Origin of the sequence: Psychrobacter sp. ASPA161_9 (genome assembly GCF_051970275.1) — a bacterium.
Classification (GTDB): Bacteria; Pseudomonadota; Gammaproteobacteria; order Pseudomonadales; family Moraxellaceae; genus Psychrobacter.
The window spans coordinates 155,077-170,706 of the sequence record NZ_JBEFNI010000004.1 but is presented as its reverse complement, the minus strand read 5'-3'; the positions used below and the strand labels follow the sequence as shown (position 1 = coordinate 170,706).

Annotated in this window: 14 protein-coding genes, 1 tRNA gene and 1 other RNA gene; 5 read left to right on the top strand and 11 right to left on the bottom strand. The window is 42.4% G+C overall.

Translation table 11 applies throughout. From position 1 onward, the window contains the following. Window positions 1-33 precede the first annotated feature (33 nt). The 10 genes from ACTQ9S_RS06705 to coaD form a co-directional block, all read right to left on the bottom strand. On the bottom strand, window positions 34-1,815 hold the full coding sequence (locus ACTQ9S_RS06705) for a polysaccharide biosynthesis/export family protein (protein WP_350655460.1): 1,782 nt from the start codon (window positions 1,813-1,815) through the stop codon (window positions 34-36). Window positions 1,816-1,957: 142 nt separating this feature from the next. Further along, window positions 1,958-3,064 (bottom strand): capsule biosynthesis protein, encoded by a 1,107-nt coding sequence (locus ACTQ9S_RS06700; RefSeq protein WP_440454490.1) that lies wholly within the window; start codon window positions 3,062-3,064, stop codon window positions 1,958-1,960. After that, a complete protein-coding gene (locus ACTQ9S_RS06695) occupies window positions 3,042-3,713 on the bottom strand; it encodes an ABC transporter ATP-binding protein (RefSeq protein WP_068034331.1) in 672 nt (223 codons plus the stop codon). Before ACTQ9S_RS06695 ends, ACTQ9S_RS06700 begins: the two co-directional genes overlap by 23 nt. A 78-nt stretch (window positions 3,714-3,791) precedes the next feature. After that, the gene (locus ACTQ9S_RS06690) at window positions 3,792-4,604 is read right to left on the bottom strand and encodes an ABC transporter permease (RefSeq protein ID WP_068325849.1); all 813 of its coding nucleotides are present in this window, start codon (window positions 4,602-4,604) and stop codon (window positions 3,792-3,794) included. Window positions 4,605-4,854: 250 nt separating this feature from the next. Further along, window positions 4,855-4,931: transfer RNA gene (locus ACTQ9S_RS06685), tRNA-Met, on the bottom strand. Between the two features lie 132 nt (window positions 4,932-5,063). After that, an RNA gene (gene rnpB, locus ACTQ9S_RS06680) (RNase P RNA component class A) lies at window positions 5,064-5,429 on the bottom strand. Window positions 5,430-5,516: 87 nt separating this feature from the next. After that, window positions 5,517-6,257 carry a dethiobiotin synthase gene (bioD, locus tag ACTQ9S_RS06675; protein WP_440454489.1) on the bottom strand — a complete coding sequence of 247 codons (741 nt, stop codon included), beginning with the start codon at window positions 6,255-6,257 and terminating at the stop codon, window positions 5,517-5,519. A 70-nt stretch (window positions 6,258-6,327) separates the two neighbouring features. Further along, the gene (gene bioA / locus ACTQ9S_RS06670) at window positions 6,328-7,635 is read right to left on the bottom strand and encodes an adenosylmethionine--8-amino-7-oxononanoate transaminase (RefSeq protein ID WP_440454488.1); all 1,308 of its coding nucleotides are present in this window, start codon (window positions 7,633-7,635) and stop codon (window positions 6,328-6,330) included. A gap of 124 nt (window positions 7,636-7,759) precedes the next feature. Further along, the gene (locus ACTQ9S_RS06665; protein ID WP_021814308.1) at window positions 7,760-8,008 is read right to left on the bottom strand and encodes a YfhL family 4Fe-4S dicluster ferredoxin; all 249 of its coding nucleotides are present in this window, start codon (window positions 8,006-8,008) and stop codon (window positions 7,760-7,762) included. Window positions 8,009-8,068: 60 nt separating this feature from the next. Continuing rightward, window positions 8,069-8,581 (bottom strand): pantetheine-phosphate adenylyltransferase, encoded by a 513-nt coding sequence (gene coaD, locus ACTQ9S_RS06660; protein ID WP_440454487.1) that lies wholly within the window; start codon window positions 8,579-8,581, stop codon window positions 8,069-8,071. 273 nt (window positions 8,582-8,854) lie between these two features. On the opposite strand from coaD, the gene smpB reads away from it, so the two are divergent. After that, complete coding sequence (gene smpB / locus ACTQ9S_RS06655) at window positions 8,855-9,331, top strand: SsrA-binding protein SmpB (protein ID WP_068034322.1); 477 nt, start codon at window positions 8,855-8,857, stop codon at window positions 9,329-9,331. Between the two features lie 134 nt (window positions 9,332-9,465). Here smpB and rarD read toward each other — a convergent pair whose 3' ends face one another. Continuing rightward, window positions 9,466-10,488, bottom strand: coding sequence for an EamA family transporter RarD (gene rarD, locus ACTQ9S_RS06650; protein ID WP_440454486.1), 1,023 nt, complete (start codon window positions 10,486-10,488; stop codon window positions 9,466-9,468). A 223-nt stretch (window positions 10,489-10,711) separates the two neighbouring features. Here rarD and ACTQ9S_RS06645 point away from each other — a divergent pair, with 223 nt between their 5' ends. The 4 genes from ACTQ9S_RS06645 to ACTQ9S_RS06630 all read left to right on the top strand — a co-directional run bounded on the left by ACTQ9S_RS06645 (window position 10,712) and on the right by ACTQ9S_RS06630 (window position 15,590). Beyond that, window positions 10,712-11,179: an Lrp/AsnC family transcriptional regulator gene (locus tag ACTQ9S_RS06645; RefSeq protein WP_068034319.1), complete on the top strand. Its 468-nt coding sequence runs from the start codon at window positions 10,712-10,714 to the stop codon at window positions 11,177-11,179. Window positions 11,180-11,437: 258 nt separating this feature from the next. Beyond that, complete coding sequence (locus ACTQ9S_RS06640) at window positions 11,438-13,882, top strand: YgiQ family radical SAM protein (RefSeq protein ID WP_440454485.1); 2,445 nt, start codon at window positions 11,438-11,440, stop codon at window positions 13,880-13,882. A gap of 331 nt (window positions 13,883-14,213) precedes the next feature. Continuing rightward, window positions 14,214-14,663, top strand: a complete 450-nt coding sequence (locus tag ACTQ9S_RS06635) for a hypothetical protein (RefSeq protein ID WP_068034314.1) — start codon at window positions 14,214-14,216, stop codon at window positions 14,661-14,663. Between the two features lie 393 nt (window positions 14,664-15,056). After that, window positions 15,057-15,590, top strand: a complete 534-nt coding sequence (locus ACTQ9S_RS06630; protein ID WP_440454484.1) for a hypothetical protein — start codon at window positions 15,057-15,059, stop codon at window positions 15,588-15,590. The last annotated feature ends 40 nt before the right edge of the window (window positions 15,591-15,630 follow it).

Genomic DNA, 15,630 nt, shown 5'->3' with positions numbered 1-15,630 from the left:
TTCTGCCTCAACTTATGAATCTAGCATCAATAGTTATAAGTCTAAAATAACTTTAGCCGCGACTGCCAATTGATAAACAATCTGTGAGATTCCGCGTGTAATTTCTACGCGTTTGGTTTTGACCTTTGGTAAGACCATAATTTCATCACCTTGCTGAATACGATAAGCAGTATTGACCACTTCGTTTGCACCATTTTGATGAATAATCAGAATCTCTTTAGTATCGGCATTATCCCCAAAGCCACCTGAATTAGCAATATAATCGCCAACCGTAAAGTCTGGATTAAAGGTCAACGCACCTTGTGCTCGCACTTGACCGTTGACGGTAATCACTGACGTTTGCGCAGGTATTTCAATGATATCGCCCTGCTGGAGAATAATATCCTGCCAAGAGTTTGGTACGACCACTATTCGACCATCAGTCTTTACACTACGTGCTTTAGCCACGAATTGTTTAACTAAATTGGCATCATCTTGGCGTAACGCTGCCTCTTCACGCGTCGTTGATTGAGTAGCCAGCGTTAATTCTTCTAAGCGATCAAGCGACTCATTAATCATGCGTTTTTGCTGCTCAGCCACTGATTGACGGTAAATAGTCAAATGGGTCAGCTTCGCTAACGGGCTCGGTTGTAATTTTGGCACGATATCTTTCAGGCGTGCGCCGTAAGGTACGACCATTGCACCATTACCAGTATGAGCGCCTTTGACTTGTACCGCGATAGTACCTGCATAACGGTCTGAGGTCACTACCATCTGATCGCCATTATAGACAGGAACGTTTTGGGCGTCAGCAAGTGAATAATACTCTGCCGTCTGCGCGCGTCCTGCACTACGAGTAATACTAACGTTGGTGGCATTCGCTGCGGGACTGGCAACTTGCAATACGTCACCAATGGTCAAGTCATTGACATCAAACTCAAAAGTATATTCGTTCTGAACTTGCCCGCCAACTACAAACGTCTTTTTCTGCGGTGCAACAGTAATCACATCACCATCTCGAAATGCGAATGACTGTAGCTTACCTGCTAATAGAAAATCATAAAGGTTAACTTGCTGTAGCAACTGACCATTACGTTTTATTTGAATATCGATATAGCTACCACGAGTCGGATCAACACCGCCTGCCCGATCTAAATATGACAATACTGAATCTGCCGCAAGCCCGCCATAATAACCGGGTTGCTTGACGAAACCTGTCACAAATACTTTAACCGGTTGCGCTTGCTCTAATGAGGCATAGACACCAACGTTTGAGCGATAAATACGACTGACAGCACTTTTAACTACGTTTTGTAGGTTGCCGTTCTGTACACCGGAGACACGAACTGGACCGATATTAGGTAAGAAGATATTGCCTTGTGGATCGACTGTCATCGTTGAGGCGTATTGATAGGCACCCCACATGCGTACCTGTACATTATCACCAGGATTAATCGAATAGCTATCATTAAAGGTAGAGCCCGAAGTCGTTGAAAATGCACCACGGAACAGCTGCTCACCAAACATTAAGTCTTTAGTATTGATATCTTGATAAGGGCGCGTCGTATTGATAACCGACTGACTAGGCAAGCTTGCTGAGTTAACCGCCTCTTGCGTCGCTCCTTGCCCTAGAACACCACCAGCAAAAGCTTGGGTTGAGACATTAATATTATTGCGATTTTGATCTTGGCTCGCATTATTAGCACTGGTACCAAAGCTAGAACCTGCTATTTGATCTGCGTAACTGCTCGCTGCTAGCGCTGGAACGCTGGTTGCAGCCATCGTTAAACTTAATACTTTAATCATCGTCACGATAGGACGTGGTTTCATGTTCATGAGCTGTATTCCTTTGCTGATCTGTCGATCATTACTAATATCTGGTTTATCCAATCGTTCACGATTATCAAGTGTATTAAGCTTTTAACACTCTACAGTGTAAATAACCAATAGATGTGATTATAAAGAAGTCATAATCAAACTAGCTGCGATGGTCACGCACAACGGCCATTACTAAACGCACGAAGCCATAAAACATTAATAGTAGTGCCAGCGATGTCCAGATGATATAAAGACGGCGTGGATATAACGCTTCTTCAGCTTCATAAGGAGTCGAAATCACAATCAAATTTTTCATTTTTCTAAAGGCTTCTAAGCGCGACTTTTCAAGTGAAGACAGTGACAACTTATATAGCTCAGTAGCGAACTCAACATCAGCTTTTATACTCTCAAACTGTACAGCTTGACGGTTCAATTTGGTCGTATTTGGTGAAGTTAGCTTGGTTTGCTCTTGACTGATTTGTTCTTCAACCGCTTTGATTTGGCTTCTTAACGACACTACTTGCGGCGCATCAGGATTTAGATAGCTAAGCAGTTGGCGCTCTTCAGTCCGTAGTGAACTAAGTTGCCCTTGCAAACTACCGATCAGCTGGTTAACAATTTGCGCATTGGCTTGCGGATCGTAAATCTCATTTTCATTTTGGTAGTTAAGTAATTGTTCTTTAGCATCATTTAAACGATCTTGTGATTCATCCAATTGAGTTTCAGCAAATATTAGCTGATCACGAGCGACTTCTTGTGAAATACGGTTAACGAACTGCTCAGACTCACCCAAGATAGCTTTGTTAAGCTCAAAAGCATAATCTGAATCAAAAGCTTCTGTCGATACTGAGAGTACATAGCTTTGCTCATCGAGATCGATATGCACACGTTTTTTAAAGTATTCTAGTAAATCCTCTTGCGAGGCGTCAGGGTCTATCTCATAGATAGGATCTGAGCCATCTACATAATAAGCTTCACGGAACTTAAACTTATTATCAAGACGTTTGACCATATCATTTGACAAGATATATTCAGTCAAATAAGTGGCATCTTCTTTACTGGTGCTGTTTACCCCTAACAATGCCGATAAACCACCACCAGAAGGCACACTAGCATCACTGACTTGCTTTACCACCACGTCAGCAGTTGAAATAAAGCGCGGATGAGCAAGTGTCATGACATAATAAATCACCAGCACCCAAGGGAGGATCACCAAGCCGATAAACAGCAAGAAGTCAATAATCTTATTTTTTCGCTTTGTGGACATGCTCTTCATATACCTCAATCGCTTCTTTTGTATCCTCAAACACGTGTGCTGTTTGATCCATTAACACAATACCAATATCACAGTTTCGCTTAATATCACCAATATTATGTGACACTATTAGAAATCCTGCTTGCGCACGGCGAGCCGCTAAAATATCTTCACTACGCTTACGAAAAGCGGCGTCACCAACAGCGCCCGCTTCATCAAGCATATAATAATCAAAATCAAACGCTAGGCTTAAACCAAAAGTGAGGCGAGATTTCATGCCCGATGAGTAACTTTTGACCGGCATATCAAAGTAATTACCGATATCAGCAAACTCTTCAACGAAACGAATCTTTTCATCAATATAAGGTCCGCTTGAGTACAGACGACAGACAAAACGTACATTTTGCCGTCCCGTCAAGCTACCCTGAAAGCCACCTGCCACGCCAACTGGCCACGAGATCGTTGAGTTGGTGATAATTTCGCCATGATCTGGCTCATCAAGTCCGCATATAATACGTAGCAGCGTTGATTTACCAGCACCATTACGGCCTAGCAAACCGACACTTTGTTTATCACCAATGGTCAGATTTAGATCTTTAAATAAATAATGCCGACCTTGCTTGGTCATAAACGATTTAGAAACGTTCTTAATTTCAATCATTTACTTACCATACTTTGATGTTCAATATATCTGAAAACTAACTACTGTAAATGGAATAACGATAAAATTTTAAATGCTTTATTTTGACCGTATTAGATCTCTTTCCACTGCTTTATACATTAATAGACCTAAGAAATTAACAGCTACTGTCCACTTTAAAAAATAACTCATATCGATATGATATGCAGGATAATTGGGCGCGAGTGAGTGCCTCATGAGTTCAATATTATGGATAAAAGGATTATAGAGCAGGTAGCTAAAATAAGGTTCAGGAATGATATGAATAGAATAAATAATACCAGAAGCAAAATATAAAATAGTGAAAATCAAACTGATAATTTTACTAATCTCACCACCATAATAGCCGATAACCATCATAATCATCGCTAGACCAAAGCCAAATAAAAATAAGGTCAGCCAGCAAAATAACACCACGTCTAAATGCGCAAGACTAATAGGAATATCGATAAATGCCAGTACGAGCAACAGAAGTACAAAGGTAAAAAAGTAAATCACTAACTCTAAGAATGAGCGCGCAATAATAACGTCAATATGACGGACTGAGCGGTACATTAAGAGACCTTGATTGGCCTCTACTGCCCCTAATGATCGTGTTGCTATCGTACTCATCATACGAAACGGTACTAAGCCTGCCACCAAAAACAGCATGTAGTCCATCCCTGGGAGCACACGCGTCATAATAGTACCAAAAATAACTAAATAAATAGCAACTTGGAATATGATTTCTAAGGGTGCCCACAGATAACCTAATCGATAACCACCAAAGCGCGTTTGTAGCTCACGCATAAGCAAAGCATGGAATGCGGCACCCATGACTTTCAGGCCACTGCGATGCTTAATAGGACGATAAGGAGGCAATTGTACGGACATGGCGTTACAGGACTTCACTAAAAACAGCCCCTATGATAAGTAAGAGGGACTTAAGTTACAAGAATTAATCTGTGAGTAAGCAGATAAAGCTATGATTTAGCAAGAAATAGGCAAGTAAACGGAATAGGTAGTAATCGTTTGTCAGCCTTGTATCATTGCTATGAACGTTATCTAGCAGTTTATTTTAGGCAAAAAAAAACCAACCACAAAGGATTGGAGTTTTTAATAAAACGAGCTACTGCAATATAAATGGTGGCGATGAAGAGACTTGAACTCTTGACCTCACGATTATGAGTCATGCGCTCTAACCAGCTGAGCTACATCGCCATTTTAGGCTCGGTATTATGCCGATACAGGTGACTAACGTCAACCCCTAAACAGCATTTTTTTGCAAAAAATATGAATTTTATTCAAATTAACTGCAATTATTAATACTACTACCAAAAAACGAACAATAAAAATGTTGGTAAACCGATAAGCCGGGTTCTGTCGTGGACAATCATTCCTCTAGGCGTACAATCGCTCGTACGCTCAAGCAACCTACCCGCATCGAACGCGGGCCGCGCCATGCCGATGCCTATTTGGTCTTGCTACGCGTGGAGTTTACCATGCCGTGAACTGTTGCCAGCCACGCGGTGCGCTCTTACCGCACCCTTTCACCCTTACCGATGATATCTAGGATACCAAAGGCGGTCTACTCTCTGCTGCACTGGTCGTCAAGTTACCCTGCCCAGCCGTTAGCTGGCACGCTGCCCTATGTAGCCCGGACTTTCCTCCCCTGCTCATCTGTTGCCAGTGTGCAGCGGCGATTGCCTAGTCTACCAAGCGCGCTAGTATAGCAAATCTAATGACAATATAGGAATGTCTTTTGGGTTTATTTGCACTTTTATAATAATACTGTCAAAAAATCACTCAAATAAAGCCCTGTGGTAAAGTCCAATCATTATCTCTCAGTGATATTTTAGTATCAGACACTTCTATGTTTCTTAAGTAAGGCAACTGTAGCCAATGCGTGGTTGGATACCTTTGACTGAGATGCTGTTGTAGAAAATCAATGGTGCTGTTCGCAATCTCGGTATCCGTATTATCAGTAACGTCATGAATATGATTATAAATGACGCTATGAATTTGTAGACCACGCGATTTTATTGCTTCCAAACTAAGTAAAGTATGATTGATACTACCAAGCCGTCCCGAAGTCACTAAAACAATAGGATAGCCTTGAGCTGCAATATAATCTAAGGTTAATAATTGCTCAGTTACTGGCACTAATAACCCGCCAGCCCCTTCTAATAGCACTACCTCATAATCTGCTTGCAGGCTTTTTGTAGCACCAGTAATAACATCAGGATTGAGCGTTTGCCCTGCTAATCTGCTAGCTAAATGCGGTGAAGCAGGTTTTGGATAACGATAAGGGCAAGTTGTAAAATCCAAATCGCATGGCTGTAGTGGAATAGCCATTAATTGACGATGAATAATAATATCGTCAGCAACACTCATTTCACCATTGTTTGAATTTATTGCCACCCCCGTTTGCACAAGCTTTTGGGTCATGACACTGATGCCTTGCTGCATTAGCGCTTTAGCAATCATTCCGGTAGCATAAGTTTTACCAATATCGGTATCAATGCCGGATATAAATAGAACACTCATCGTTTACCTTATAAAAATAGCTTAATTTTATAACTTAATTTTATAACTTGGTTTTTGCGTATGCTTAATTTCATTGAGCCAGTTTTGAGGTTTCAAGATAGCTTGTCACTACCTTTAACAATGCTTGGCATAAGACCTCAAGTTCACTATCAGTGATAATATAAGGGGGCATGATATAGACCAATTTACCAAAGGGTCTGACCCAAATACCTTGAGCTAATAGCAGCGTTTGAAAGATAGGCATGTCAACGGCCTCATACAGCTCAATGACTGCTACCGCTCCTAAACAGCGTACTTCTTTGACACCGTCTAACCTTGCGGCTGGGGCAAGCTGTTGCTCCATCATCGTTTGCATCTCTACGGTACGATGAGGAATGTGGTAAGACAATATCAAGTCAATCGAAGCACAGGCAACTGCACAGGCTAGCGGGTTCCCCATAAAAGTAGGGCCATGCATCAGTGCTGGATAATCACTATGATGAATGGTATCAGCAATTTTTCGGGTACATAAGGTAGCGGCAAAAGTCATGTAGCCGCCTGTAAGCGCCTTACCAATGGTCATAATATCAGGGCTAATATCAGCATGCTCACAGGCAAATAATTTGCCGCTACGGCCAAAACCGGTCGCAATCTCATCAGCTATCAGCACCACATCATGCTCATCGCAAAGCTGACGCAACAGTTGCAAATACTCAGGGCTATAAAAGCGCATACCACCTGCGCCTTGAATAATGGGCTCAATAATAAAACCTGCTAACTTTGAACCATACTCTACAAAAAATGTGGTCAATACTGCGCGCTCAGACTCTGTTAACGCTCGTCCAAACCCTAAAGGCGGCGCAGGTACAAAGTGCTGCATCGGCAGTTGCTTTCCATACAAGCTGTGCATCCCTGCTACCGGATCACAGACACTCATCGCATGCCAAGTATCACCATAATAACCAGAATGGGTTGAGGCAAATTGTTGCTTGGTTGGGCGTTTTGCAGCAATCTGATATTGCAGGGCCATTTTAAGCGCGACTTCTACTGCGATGCTACCACTATCAGCGTAGAAGATAGCATTCAGCCCAGCAGGGACGATAGAGAGAATTTTTTTGCCTAAGTCTATCGCTGGCTGGTGGGTCAAGCCTCCAAACATTACATGCGCCATTTTACCCAATTGCTTGGTAAGTGCTTCATTCAGTTTAGGGTGATTGTAGCCATGAACGCTTGCCCACCATGATGACATGCCATCGATAAGGCGCGTGCCATCTTCGGTAATGATATAAATACCCTCGGCACGATCAATAATGATATTCGGATAAGTAGGTGGCAGGCTGGCATATGGGTGCCAGAGGTGCTGCTGATCAAAGTCGCTGGTAGCAGTATTGACAGTCATAGTACGCTCTCAAACGACAGGAATTTGCTTTCAAAAAAACATATTGCAAGTTGAATATCCGTATTCGTCATATTATTCCTAGTTTTTAGAATTTTTATCCATTGATAGCGTAATCTGCAACGTATTATTGACCAGTAATGCGTTTGTATTTGGACAATAAATCGCTTTCAGTTTCGACATGGTTAGGGTCATGAGGAATACAGTCAACAGGACAAATTACCACGCATTGTGGTTCATCAAAATGACCAACACATTCAGTGCACAAATCAGGGTCGATAACATAAATATCGTCCCCTTCTGAGATAGCCTCGTTCGGGCAGGCAGGCTCACATACGTCACAATTGATACATTCATCAGTGATTAATAATGCCATGATCTGCTCCTCGCTCTACTGGCAGCCGATATTGTTCGGCGGTGTCAGTGAGTGCTTATTTTATTTAACTTTTAACTTTTGCGTAAAGGCTTGCGAGACGCAAGGGGGAACGAATTTGGTGACATCACCGCCAAGTTTGGCAATTTCACGAATCATCGTCGATGAGATAAACGAATAGTTCTGAGATGGGGTCAAAAATACTGCTTCAAAGTTTTCATCGAGCTCACGGTTCATATTAGCCAATTGAAACTCATATTCAAAATCCGACATCGCTCGCAGGCCACGCAATACGGCAGTAGCGTTTTTTTCACGCATAAAGTCTACGAGTAAACCTTCAAAGCCGATCACTGATACTTGCGGTAAATCAGCAAATACTGTTTCGACCAACGCTACGCGTTCCTCAAAATCAAATAAAGGCTTTTTATGATGTCCTGAGGCCACCGCAATCACCACTTCATCGAACAGCTTAGTTGCTCGCGTCACTAAGTCCACATGACCATTGGTAATGGGATCAAAGGTACCTGGGTATAGAATTTTGGTATGCAATTTTGAAGAAGTAGCAGGATGGCTCATAGCTTGGCTAATATAGTCGGTAATGTTACGCTATATGCTAGCAAATTTTGTCTAAACTTAATACTTATCTGCTACATTTGTCCTAAAAGTTGACTTACATTTTTGTTAGGCGCTTTGCTACAATAGTCGGTTCGACTCATCCCTTCTAGCATGCCTAGTATAACAAACCAGCATGACAAAAAAGACAACTTCTATTGAAGGGGTAGGATGAGGAATAGTTAGACAAGGACAATATATACAAACTATGCATATAGAAGTCCTTATGGAGAAATTATGTCAAAAAAATCAAGAAAACCTGACAATCAAATTGCCAGCAATAAAAAGGCTCGGCATGAGTATTTTATTGAAGAGACATTTGAAGCAGGATTAGCATTACAAGGCTGGGAAGTTAAGGCTATTCGTGCCGGTAAAATGACCATTACCGAAGCTTATATTATCTTTCGTAATAATGAGGCGTTTATTTTTGGCGCGCATATTCAGCCGCTGCTTTCAAGCTCAACGCATGTCAGCCCTGATAGCATACGTACCCGTAAGCTGCTGCTGAATCGCCGCGAAATCGAAAAGCTCATGGGCGCGGTCAATCAAAAAGGCTATGCTTGCGTGCCATTATCTTGCTACTGGAAAAACTCACTAGTGAAATGCCAGATTGCACTTGCTTTAGGTAAAAAACAGCATGATAAACGTAAAACCCTAAAAGACCGCGATTGGGAACGTGATAAGCAGCGCGGCTTTAAACAGCATTTAGACTAAATCTAATTGGATTAGAACTAAGCAGTTAAATTCATTATTTTAGTCTATAACGAAAACGGACGACTCAACATTAAGCTGAGTCGTCCGTTTTTTATTTATCTATTATTTTATAAAAATATTATTGATTACTATTCTTAGGCTACTTGCTCTGTTATCGAAGACTGCATATTTTTACGAGCTCGGTGCAGCTGGCGAATACCATGAACAATCAAACAAGCAATCCCTAACCAAATCAAACCGTAGCTATAGATCATCGCTGATTCAAATGGATTGCCCAATACTGTGACCGCTAAAATAAACAATAGCGCAGGTTCTAAGTAACTCATCATGCCATAGACATTCACTGGCAGCATTTGGCTGGCATCAACGTTGGTTTTCATGGCTAAAACACTAAGTACGCCCAACCCTACTAGCATCATGATAAAAAATCCAGACCCGCTAACGAGCATTAGACTACTCGGTGCAATAAAGAATAAGTAAGCCATGGCAAATGGAGCAAAAATGGTTAAATCAACTAGTAGTCCAGTGACTGCGCCAATGCCCTGCATGCGACGTAAAATATAATAAATAGGATAAGTGCCGCAGACCCAAAGCGTTGCCCAAGAAACGCTTTGGGTTCTTACAATCTCACTGCCCACGCCTAATGCAGCAAAAGCAACGGCTAACCACTGTAAACGGCTGAGCTTTTCGCCAAATAAGACGCAACCAAATATCACCATCATCAGTGGAAATAAGAAATAGCCCATCGCGGTTTGTACGCCCTGCCCATTAACCGGTGCCCACATAAATAGCCAAAACTGACTCAAAAATATCGGTGTTGGCAATAGTAACCACGCCCATTGCTTTGCGGTTCTAAGTGTCTTTAATTTATCAAAATGTGAACCTAAGCGACCGCTAATGAGGAGATACCCTATTAATGCGCCCCACATTGCCAGCATACGCCAGATAAATACTTGCGTACCTGATAACGGTGCTAAAAAACTGCTATACGCATAAAGCACGCCAAATAAAAGGTTTGATAATACAGCCAGCGCCACACCCATTATTAATGTACGTTGCTGAACGCTTCCCGCTGTCCACATCGTAGGCAATGGCAAGCGCGAAACAGTGGTTGTGAGTGTATTTGCGAATACGTTAGATAGCATTGAGATAGACATAGTCAGCACCGTAAATTTGAATAGACGTTTGAGAAGTCAGCTATTAGCTTTTGTTTTTCACTGCTAAGCTCTGTTCGATACCATCTATTTTACTAAGACACTGCGAAATATTATCTCTATATAAATTTAATTTTGAATTTATATATCAAAAATTCGCTTTAAAATTGGATTATTTATCAATTTTTAATCTATAGTGATATTAATTTCTATAAGAGTTAATACGATGAGTGAAACTTTAGATGATATTGATAAAGCCATTTTAAACTTGCTACAGGACGATGCGACGCTACCATTAAAAGCTGTTTCAGAACGTGTCCATGTGTCTATCGCTACTGCTCAACGCCGTATTCAAGCATTGATAAATAATGGTGTTATTACCAAGCAAGTTGCTATCGTCGATCCCAATAAAGTCGGTTACGGGCTTACCGCGGTAGTAATGATAGAGATGGCGCGCTCTAACACCTCTATGCAACATCGGTTTGAGCGCTTGATGAATACGCAGCCACAAGTCATGAGCTGCTATGAAGTATCGGGCGATGCAGATTTTATGCTGATGGTCAATGCCAGAAACATGCAAGACTATCATCAGTTTACGACTGGTTTGCTCACTTATGAGAATAATGTGCGCAACTTTAAAAGCCAGTTTGTGATGAATTTTACGAAGAGTGGGACGAAAATTTTGTTGGATTAGCGCGAATGAGATTATTGTATTTATAAAATTTCTAGTAGCCCTTTGATTTTTAACATGCCTGAAAGTCGGCAAGTTGTGAACTTTCCTTTGTACTTTCTTTTATATCAATAGATTATCTCACGCTATCAATAACTTATCCCTACCTGAGGCGAATTCATGTTAAGATGAGCGGTTTTCGAAGGTATGGGAAAATCCCTCTATTTATCTTCAAAAATTCTTAACGATACACAGCCACATTCTTAGCCAACAGGTCCGCTCATGTCTGCCGATACCATCGCCCGCACCGCCTTTAAGCAAGGCACCAAACCTCTTTACGACTACGACAAACACTGGGCGAGCTGCTACGAGCCTGCGCCTTATCTACCCATGAGCCGCAAAGAGATGGACGATTTGGGCTGGGATGCCTGTGATGTCATTATCATTTCAGGTGATGCGTATGTCGATCATCCAAGCTTTGGTATGGCGATTATCGGTCGTCTATTAGAAGCACAAGGCTTTCGTGTCGGCATTATTGCCCAGCCAGATTGGAAGAGCAAAGATGCCTTTATGGAGCTTGGTAAACCGGTCTACGCTTATGGCGTGACTGCTGGCAACATGGACAGCATGATTAACCGCTATACCGCTGATCGTAAGATTCGTAGCGATGACGCTTACTCTCCAGGTAATGTCGCGAACAAACGTCCTGACCGCGCCGCTATCGTTTATAGCCAGCGCTGCCGTGAAGCTTATCCTGATGTGCCAATTATCTTAGGCGGTATCGAAGGTAGCCTACGCCGTATCGCCCACTATGACTATTGGTCAGATAAAGTTCGTCGTAGTATTTTGCTGGATGCCCGTGCTGACATTTTATTGTATGGTAATGCTGAACGCGCCATCGTCGATGTAGTACATGGTCTATCGAAAGGTTACACTTTTGAGCAAATGAGTAAATTGCGCGGTACGTCGTATTTATTGACGCCGACACGTCGTCATTGGCAAGCGGACATGACCGAAGTCGCCAGTAACGATGTCGATACCGTCGGCCGTGTTGATCCAATTATCAATCCGTATGTGATGACCGAAGACGTGGATCAATGCTCAATTGAGCAAGAAAAGCCTAGCGACTCACCAGTTGGACAAGCCATGACAGGCATGTCGGCACAGTATCAGGGTTTCGTCGCAGAGCCAGTCACCAATAAAATCATCAATGCCGATCAAGTTGACGAAGAGACTCAAGTAGTGCAGATGCGCGGCTTTGATACTACCCTTAATGACAAGCCGATGACGGCGCGTAAGTATAAGATCAAAATGCCGCCACGTGAGCAAACCGTCATTCGCCTGCCTGATTATGAGCATGTCAAATCTGACCCAGTCTTGTATGCGCATGCCAGCCGTATTTTGCATCTGGAGACCAACCCAGGAAACGCTCGTGCGCTGGTGCAACGTCATAGTAGCGGTGCTGGTAATTCACACACCTCAATTGACGTTTGGCTCAATCCACCACCGATTCCGCTATCGACCGAAGAGATGGATTACGTCTTTGACTTGCCGTATGCGCGCCTGCCACACCCAAGTTATGGCGATGCACGCATCCCTGCTTATGACATGATTAAGTTTTCGGTCAATATCATGCGTGGCTGTTTCGGTGGTTGTACTTTTTGCTCGATTACTGAGCACGAAGGCCGTATTATTCAAAACCGCTCAGAAGAGTCTATCCTACGTGAAGTAGAAGCAATTCGTGATACCGCGCCGAACTTTACTGGGGTGATATCTGACCTTGGTGGCCCGACTGCCAATATGTATCGTCTAAACTGTAAAGATGAAACGATTGAAAAGCATTGCCGTAAGCCGTCATGCGTCTATCCTGATGTCTGTGAAAACTTGATTACTGATCACAGTAATTTGACTAAGCTATATCGTAAAGCACGTAATATCAAAGGCGTGAAGAAGATATTAATCGCTTCTGGCCTACGTTATGACTTGGCGGTTAAAGACCCTGAATATGTTAAAGAATTGGTCAGCCATCATGTCGGTGGCTATCTAAAAATCGCCCCTGAGCATTCAGAAGAAGGCGTGCTGTCGAAGATGATGAAGCCCGGCATGGGCAGCTACGATAAGTTCAAAGCCATGTTTGAGCAGTACAGCCAAGAGGCTGGCAAAGAGCAATATCTGATTCCTTACTTTATCGCCGCGCATCCGGGTACTAAAGATGAAGACATGATGAACCTTGCGCTTTGGCTAAAAAGTCACGGCTACCGCGCTGACCAAGTGCAGGCATTTTATCCGAGCCCGATGGCAACGGCGACCACCATGTATCATACCCATAAAGACCCGCTACATAAGATCAGTCGTACTGAGGGTGACATGGATATCGTCAAGTCTGGCAAGCAGCGTAAATTGCACAAAGCCTTCTTGCGCTTCCATGATCCAAAAAACTGGGTACTTTTACGTAAAGCATTACAAGATATGGGTCGTAGTGATTTGATTGGTAAAAACCGTGGCTGCCTAATTCCGCCATTTAATGCCAGTTTGGAGGGCCGCGATGCCGCGCAAGACAGCTATCAATCGGCACGCAAAAAGAACAGCCGCCTTGGTAATGACTCAGTGAAGCGTAGCAATGGCTCAGCCAATAATAATGCAGCTAGTAAGAATACCAAAAAGAATGTGAGTAAAGGTAATTTCCAAACGCAGCATACTGGTTTACCACCGCGCAAAACTAAGTAATATTGATAAGTAGTTTAAGTAACACAAAACGATGGGCTGAACCTTATCAGCCCATCTAAGTAAGACAATAAAAAGCGCACATCGGCTCTCAAGTCGATGTGCGCTTTTTTATTTGAACTAATTTATTGCATTCGTCTATTATCTAACTTTAGGCTTTTAAGAACTCCCTAAATTAATAGTTACATTAGTCAGCCGTTAAGTAACGAAACTCACAGCTAGCAAACAATTTCTAACATTTCTCAGGCTTCGTTTTGGTTACCATATGCGTCATATGCTTAACGCATTGTTAAATACAAATAAACGATATGACTTGATGCTTTTGGAGAGAACCATGAATACCTTAACTAAGATTGCTACTGCCTTACCTGCCCTTGCTCTACTTAGTGCTTGTGCTACTACCGCGCCAACGCCTACTGCGCCAAACACTCCTACGACTCCAACAACGCCAAGTACTACTACTCCTGCTTCAGAAAGCGTAACCAATGCTGCCTATGATCGCATGGCGCCAGCTCCTTATACTTGTACTGATGACAGCCAAATCCTTGCAAAACAATCTATTAATAAAAAACAAGTAATGTTGACTGCTACGTTACCTAAAGTAAACTGGTCACAACAACCAATTATCTTGAATGGCGGCGTAGAAGGCGATACGGCAAGCTATGTAAATGAGTCAAACCCAGAAGTTGTCTATGCATGGCATATGAAAGGCGATAAAGGTATCTTAGCGATGAAATGGGCTGATGGTAAAGAATACCAAGTAAACTGCCAAGTGGGTAGATAGTAATTCCATTTTAATCATTCATTAATAATGATAAATCTATACTTTTTTAACCTTAACCTTAGCATTAGTATAAGCAGTCATCGAAAGATGGCTGTTTTTTTTATGCGTCTAGTCCATAAAACATATAGTCAGTTCGAAATAAAATCGATACGTAAATAGCGACGTGCTGCTGGGGCAAATTTTTTGCAGCCTCTGTCACGCTTGCGAACAGCACGCAAGAAAAATTTACCCCAGTAGCACTGTATCAGTTTTAAAGTGAACCAACTATACCTGTCTTGCCGATATTTTTATAACAATCGCTCGTTTGCTGCATTTTGCTAGAGAAGCATAACGAAAGCTGTCAAAATAGCGCTTATATAAAAATTTATGATTAATAATAAAGAGGATACGTCGATGACGAAGCGTCTAATGAGTATGATGATAATCGCTACCGCAAGTATGTGGGCGCTAACAGGCTGCGATAATAGTGCTGGCATTGCTGAGAAAGCCTCTGAAGAAGCTGTCCCAACATCAAACTCATCGACGACAGCAAAAACCATTGACTGGTCAGTGATGGCAAGCGGCGAATCAGCTGCTAACCTCGCTGACTATGACTATCCGTTTGAGCTCGATAGCCAATCTGTACAGTCATATGCTGATTACTTCAAAGTAAATAATGCCACTGCCCAGCATAATTTGACAATAAGTATGGCAAGTAACGAAGCACTGTCAAAGGTGCTCGATCAGCTCAGTGATAGCTATACTTCTCATGAGCTGACCGATGGCAAAGATATGAAGCTTATCATTCATACTACGCCCGATGTCGCTGCCAGCAGCTATGATTATGTGCTGTCCGATGACTTTGCGAAAGGGTTGGTGTTACCTATCGTGATTCAGCCAGATGGTAAGAAAGGTGAAGCGAAGACGCATGGTGAGGTGGAGGAATAGAAATTAGTAGCGTGTGTTTTAATTTATATGACACACGCAA

What these genes read in the sequence shown, in the direction of transcription:
- ACTQ9S_RS06635 (WP_068034314.1), top strand. Translation starts at nt 14,214, where the DNA reads ATGAATACCTTAACTAAGATTGCTACTGCCTTACCTGCCCTTGCTCTA.
- ACTQ9S_RS06700 (WP_440454490.1), bottom strand. Translation starts at nt 3,064, where the DNA reads ATGTCCACAAAGCGAAAAAATAAGATTATTGACTTCTTGCTGTTTATC.
- ACTQ9S_RS06640 (WP_440454485.1), top strand. Translation starts at nt 11,438, where the DNA reads ATGTCTGCCGATACCATCGCCCGCACCGCCTTTAAGCAAGGCACCAAA.
- ACTQ9S_RS06665 (WP_021814308.1), bottom strand. Translation starts at nt 8,008, where the DNA reads ATGGCATTATTAATCACTGATGAATGTATCAATTGTGACGTATGTGAG.
- ACTQ9S_RS06630 (WP_440454484.1), top strand. Translation starts at nt 15,057, where the DNA reads ATGACGAAGCGTCTAATGAGTATGATGATAATCGCTACCGCAAGTATG.
- bioD (WP_440454489.1), bottom strand. Translation starts at nt 6,257, where the DNA reads ATGAGTGTTCTATTTATATCCGGCATTGATACCGATATTGGTAAAACT.
- ACTQ9S_RS06695 (WP_068034331.1), bottom strand. Translation starts at nt 3,713, where the DNA reads ATGATTGAAATTAAGAACGTTTCTAAATCGTTTATGACCAAGCAAGGT.
- coaD (WP_440454487.1), bottom strand. Translation starts at nt 8,581, where the DNA reads ATGAGCCATCCTGCTACTTCTTCAAAATTGCATACCAAAATTCTATAC.
- ACTQ9S_RS06645 (WP_068034319.1), top strand. Translation starts at nt 10,712, where the DNA reads ATGAGTGAAACTTTAGATGATATTGATAAAGCCATTTTAAACTTGCTA.
- bioA (WP_440454488.1), bottom strand. Translation starts at nt 7,635, where the DNA reads ATGACTGTCAATACTGCTACCAGCGACTTTGATCAGCAGCACCTCTGG.
- smpB (WP_068034322.1), top strand. Translation starts at nt 8,855, where the DNA reads ATGTCAAAAAAATCAAGAAAACCTGACAATCAAATTGCCAGCAATAAA.
- rarD (WP_440454486.1), bottom strand. Translation starts at nt 10,488, where the DNA reads ATGTCTATCTCAATGCTATCTAACGTATTCGCAAATACACTCACAACC.
- ACTQ9S_RS06705 (WP_350655460.1), bottom strand. Translation starts at nt 1,815, where the DNA reads ATGAACATGAAACCACGTCCTATCGTGACGATGATTAAAGTATTAAGT.
- ACTQ9S_RS06690 (WP_068325849.1), bottom strand. Translation starts at nt 4,604, where the DNA reads ATGTCCGTACAATTGCCTCCTTATCGTCCTATTAAGCATCGCAGTGGC.